The sequence below is a fragment of the Kitasatospora sp. NPDC058492 genome (genome assembly GCF_042720685.1).
Classification (GTDB): domain Bacteria; phylum Actinomycetota; class Actinomycetes; order Streptomycetales; family Streptomycetaceae; genus Kitasatospora.
In genome coordinates this window covers 1-4,532 of sequence record NZ_JBHXMU010000130.1, presented here as the reverse complement: position 1 = coordinate 4,532, position 4,532 = coordinate 1, and the positions used below count along the sequence as shown (strand labels likewise).

4 protein-coding genes and 2 pseudogenes are annotated in these 4,532 nt (G+C 70.6%); 3 read left to right on the top strand and 3 right to left on the bottom strand.

Translation table 11 applies throughout. The annotated features are described in order from the left end of the window. The first annotated feature begins 385 nt into the window (after nt 1–385). Nucleotides 386–760 (top strand): hypothetical protein, encoded by a 375-nt coding sequence (locus ACFWPI_RS39240; RefSeq protein ID WP_380381027.1) that lies wholly within the window; start codon nt 386–388, stop codon nt 758–760. A gap of 82 nt (nt 761–842) precedes the next feature. Here the strand turns inward: ACFWPI_RS39240 and ACFWPI_RS39235 are convergent, their stop codons facing one another. Then, nucleotides 843–1,436 carry a TetR/AcrR family transcriptional regulator gene (locus ACFWPI_RS39235; protein ID WP_380381029.1) on the bottom strand — a complete coding sequence of 198 codons (594 nt, stop codon included), beginning with the start codon at nt 1,434–1,436 and terminating at the stop codon, nt 843–845. Between the two features lie 164 nt (nt 1,437–1,600). Between ACFWPI_RS39235 and ACFWPI_RS39230 the strand changes: the two genes are divergently transcribed. After that, complete coding sequence (locus ACFWPI_RS39230) at nt 1,601–2,620, top strand: hypothetical protein (protein ID WP_380381031.1); 1,020 nt, start codon at nt 1,601–1,603, stop codon at nt 2,618–2,620. A gap of 593 nt (nt 2,621–3,213) precedes the next feature. Here ACFWPI_RS39230 and ACFWPI_RS39225 read toward each other — a convergent pair. Beyond that, entirely contained in the window at nt 3,214–3,708 is a 495-nt protein-coding gene (locus ACFWPI_RS39225; protein WP_380381114.1) for a DUF4240 domain-containing protein, read from the bottom strand. A gap of 92 nt (nt 3,709–3,800) precedes the next feature. Then, nucleotides 3,801–3,926, bottom strand: a pseudogene (locus ACFWPI_RS39220) (flavin reductase family protein); the annotation flags it as partial. 135 nt (nt 3,927–4,061) lie between these two features. On the opposite strand from ACFWPI_RS39220, the pseudogene ACFWPI_RS39215 reads away from it, so the two are divergent. Further along, nucleotides 4,062–4,532 (top strand): annotated as a pseudogene (locus ACFWPI_RS39215) (hypothetical protein); the annotation flags it as partial.

Below are 4,532 nucleotides of genomic sequence, written 5' to 3'. Positions count from 1 at the left end.
ACTGGTCACACTTCCGACGACGAAGCCAAGCCCGCGCCCGCAACTCCCACTACAAACGCCGAGGACACACCCCCCAGATGCGGTTGCAGTATTAGGACCCGTCCGGCGGATCCTGCCCGGCGCCCACGCCGGTTGATCATCCGATCCGCCTTCGGTACCGTCCCGTGGGGCCCTCCCTGCGGGACGGCACCCGTCCGGGGAGGGGAGATTCATGCAAGGGCTAGACGCAGCAAGGCCGTTCACATCCCGGCCGGCGCGACGCGCGGCCGCACTGGCTGCGGCCGCGACCGCCGCCGTCGCCCTGGTGGCCGGCTGCGCGGCCGGGGACCCGGATCCGGACCCGAGGGCGTACCCGGGCAGCCCGAAGGGGCAGACCCTCGAAAAGGTGACGAAGGCGTTCGGGCTGGACCTGCCCGCGTGCGACCTTCAGGACGTCGGGTTCCACGGATCCGCGAAGTACCCCGGAGAGGCCCTGAACCTGAGCTTCCGGGCCCCGAAGGACTGCGTGGACCGCTTCCTCGCCGACCACTCGGTGGACCTGGCCCGCCCCGTCCACTGGAGCCCCGGACAGGGGGCCGGGACGGGCTTCGACTCCGACACCGAGACCCGGACCTTCGGCTGGTCCTTCGACAAGAACGTGACCTACGACCTCTTCGTCGACTTCACGACCTCCACCGGAAGCCGCTTCAGCGCGCTGGCCGACCCCGGACAGACCGAGCGGACGGTGTACCTGGAGGCGCGCCACCTCGGCGGTTCCTGACCCCGGAGGCCCGCGCCGCCCTCAGCCCGACCTCAGCCCGACCGCCGAGCCCCGCCGGGCGCCACTCCGGGGCCGTGCCCGTTCAGACGTCCGCCGGCCCGCGGCGTCGGATCAGCGGCAGGTAGACCTCGTCCACGATCTCGACCAGGACGTCGTCGGGCGCGGTCGGCACGCCCCGCACCACGAACTCGTTGCGCAGCAGCACCACCGCCACCGTGGCCACCCTGGGGTGGAGCGCCCCTGGGGCCGCTTCACCACGGGCGACCGCGCGCCCCAGGATGGTGAGCCAGGGTGCGGCCGCGGCCTCGCCGGACTGGTCCTGGAGCTGCGCCAGGAACTCCGCCGCGCCACCGGCGGCGGCCAGGAGTTCGCGCAGGATCGCGCCGAGCGGGGAGCTCCAGTGCCGGTTCGCCTGGCGGAGCAACTCCAGGGCGTCCCCGCGTAGTTCACCGGTGTCGGGGGGCACGGCGGCGGTGGCCAGCTCCTTGTAGGCGGCGATACCGAGGGCCAGGCGGTTGGGCCAGCGGCGGTAGAGGGCGTTCTTGTTGGTGCCGGCGCGGGCGGCCACCTTGTCCATGGTCAGCCCGGCGAATCCGGACTCGGTGAGCTCCGCCACCGCCGCCTGGAGGATCGCCTCCTCCAGCGCCGCCCCGCGCCGCCGTGTCTGCCCGGCCATGGCCCTCGTCCCGTCCGATCCCGTCGCCGGTACCGCCGTCGATACCCCCGTCGATACCGCTCCCTACCCTCCCATCCTTCTTGTCTTCTCCGACCCGCGCCAACTAGGGTACTGGCCGTACCGTATTTGCCGCTCCCCGCCCACCCCCAGGAAGGCAGGACATCGTGCGCGCCAAAGGCATCAGCTACGACACCGGATTCGTCAGGAACGGGTCGTACTCCCGCAGCCGGTTCGACCCGAAGGAGGTCGAACGCGAACTGCGCATCATCCGCGACGACCTGCACTGCAACGCGGTCCGCATCATGGGCGGCGACCCCGACCGGATCGAACTCGCCGCCGGACTCGCCGCCGACCTCGGACTGGAGGTCTGGTACTCCCCGTACCCGCTGGAACTCACCGCCGACGAGCTGCTGGCCCTGTTCGCCGACTGCGCCGAGCGCGCGGAACGGCTGCGGCGGCGCGGGGCCGAGGTGGTGTTCGTCACCGGAGCCGAACTCAGCCTGATGAACCCGGGATTCCTGCCCGGCGACACCACGGACGACCGCATCGCCCTGCTCAGCCGACCCGAGCTCGTCCGCGAACACCTCGGACCGGTCAGCGGCCGGGTCAACGCGTTCCTCGACCAGGCCGTGGCCACCGTCCGCGGACACTTCGGCGGACGCATCACCTACGCCGCCGTACCGCTGGAGCGCGTCGACTGGACGCCCTTCGACCTCATCTCCCTCGACCTCTACCGCTCCGCAGAGACCGCCGACCGGTTCGCCGACGGCGTCCACGAGCTGGCCGCGCAGGGAAAGCCCGTCGCCATCACCGAGTTCGGCTCCGCCGGCTACCGCGGCGCGGGCGACCGGGGCGCGCTCGGCCTGGACATCGTCGAGTACGACGCCGAGGGCCCCGTCCGACTGAAGGCCGCGTACGAGCGCGACGAGGCCGGCCAGGCCGCCTACCTGCGCGAACTGCTGGAGGCCTTCGACGCCGGCGGCATCGACGCCACCTTCGTCTTCACCTTCGCCCTGTACGACCACGTACACCGCCCCGACGCCGACCCCCGCGACGACCTCGACCTCGCCAGCTACGGCATCGTCAAGGTCTACGAGGACCGCCCCGGCACCACCTACCCCGACCTCCCCTGGGACCCCAAGGCCGCCTTCACCACCCTCGCCACCTACCACCACACCCACTGACCAGGCACCGCCCGGCGCCGCCTCAGAAAAATATGCAGACCGGTCTACTGATTCACACCCTTGCGCGCCAACCACCCACCACCCACCGCACCTCGCACCTCGCACCTCGCGCAGGAAGTCGGCCGGCCCGACTTCCTGCGCGACACCCATCCAGCACGGGACCGAATATGACGACCGGTCTACATAGTCGGGCTCGCGGCAAGCATGAACACCCCCGGCCGCACACAGGAAGTCGACCTGGCCGACTTCCTGCGCAGCGTCCCAGCCGGACGGGGCGTGCAGAATCTGGCGACCGGTCTACATAGTTGCGTGCGCGGCGAGCGGCACCTCCGCCTCCGGTGCGCACAGGAAGTCGGCCTGATCGACTTCCTGTGCGGAATCCACCGTGCGCAGCGCAGAATATGACGGTCGGTCTACATATTTGGCCGACGGCAGGCGTGAGCGCCCTCCCCCACGCGCAGGAAGTCGGCCTGGCCGACTTCCTGCGCCGCGCCCCCCAGGCTGGCGGGCTGGGGGGGCAAGGAATATGACGGTCGGTCTACATAATTCCCCGAAGTGGAAACGGCGGCGTGTGGCGTCCGGTGGGCGGGGGGCTAGTCGGCGAAGCGGGCTGACAGGTGGGGGAGGAGGGTGGGGAGGTCTTCGTCCTCCCAGGGGTCGCCGGTCGGGGGGCCGGAGGTGATGCCGTTGGAGGGGAGGTCGGCGCCGGTGAGTTGGCGGTAGGCATGGGTGGCCGCGTAGGCGAGGTCTTCGGCCTCCAGTTCCTCCTGGTCGGGGGTGAGGAGTTCGGCGAGGCTGTCCGGGGCGGCGAGGGCCTGTTCGAAGAGGGTTCGGCCGGCGCCTATCAGCCAGTCGCGGAAGTAGTCGAAGCCGTCGTCGCTGCAGCCGCCGTTGACGAGGTAGCCCGCGCCCCAGAGCAGCCAGGTGCAGGAGCGGGCCTTCTGCTGCGCGTAGTGCCGGTCGAAGTCCGCGATCTGATCGGGTGCCAGGCCGGCGAGGTGCTCGGTGAGCGCGTCGGCGTGTTCGCTCTCGTCGGCGGCGCCGGCGCGGGTGTCGTCGATGATCTGCCAGAAGGTGTCGAGATCCATGCCCGTCACCTTGGCAGGTGGGGCTGACACTCTCTCGCGCAAGCGGCAGAACGGTTTCAGTGGTTTCAACGGTTTCAGCAGCTTCAGCGGTTTCAGCGGGGCGTCTGGGTGCGGAAGCTGTGGCCGAGCTCGGGGCCGGGTCCGTAGTAGTGGCGGAAGTTGTAGATCAGCGGGCTCCAGCGGGCCGGGTCGACGTGCTGGGAGCCGGGGACGACGATGCATCGACGGTAGGGCGGGGATCCTTCGGTGCGGGCCGAAGGATCCCCGCCGACCGGTCAGACCATCACGTGGCCGGGGGCCGACGGCCGCAGGGCACCACGCGAGGGGCCGCGATGGGGCCGCGATGGGGCCAGGTGGCCGACACCCAGCGGTCGCAAGGGGTTCGGGTCCGGATGGCGGCCCGAGCCAACCCATGTCACGTTACTCAAAGTGTTCACAAAAACACCTCGCGTTATCTCGATACTGCGGCGTGGCGCCTTGCGGTGACCACGCCCGACTGGAACGGAGACGGTATGGCAGGGATCAGACGCGGCCGGTCGCGCGGCAGGCTCGCCGCGGCGATCGGACTGGCGGTCATCGGCGTGACGGCGGGTTGGGGAGGAGGTTCGGCACAAGCCTTCCCGGCGCAGGAGACGGCATCCGTCAGACCTGCCGTCGCCTCACCTGCGGACGGCACGGACGGCGCGGACCGCGCGAACGGTGCGAACGGCGCAGACGGGAAGTCAGGACCCCGGGCGTTGACCTGTCCGCCGGTGCCGTTGTGGGTGAACACCGGCGGTGGCGGTGACCAGCTGTACTCGTACAGTCCGACCGGTACGCAGTTG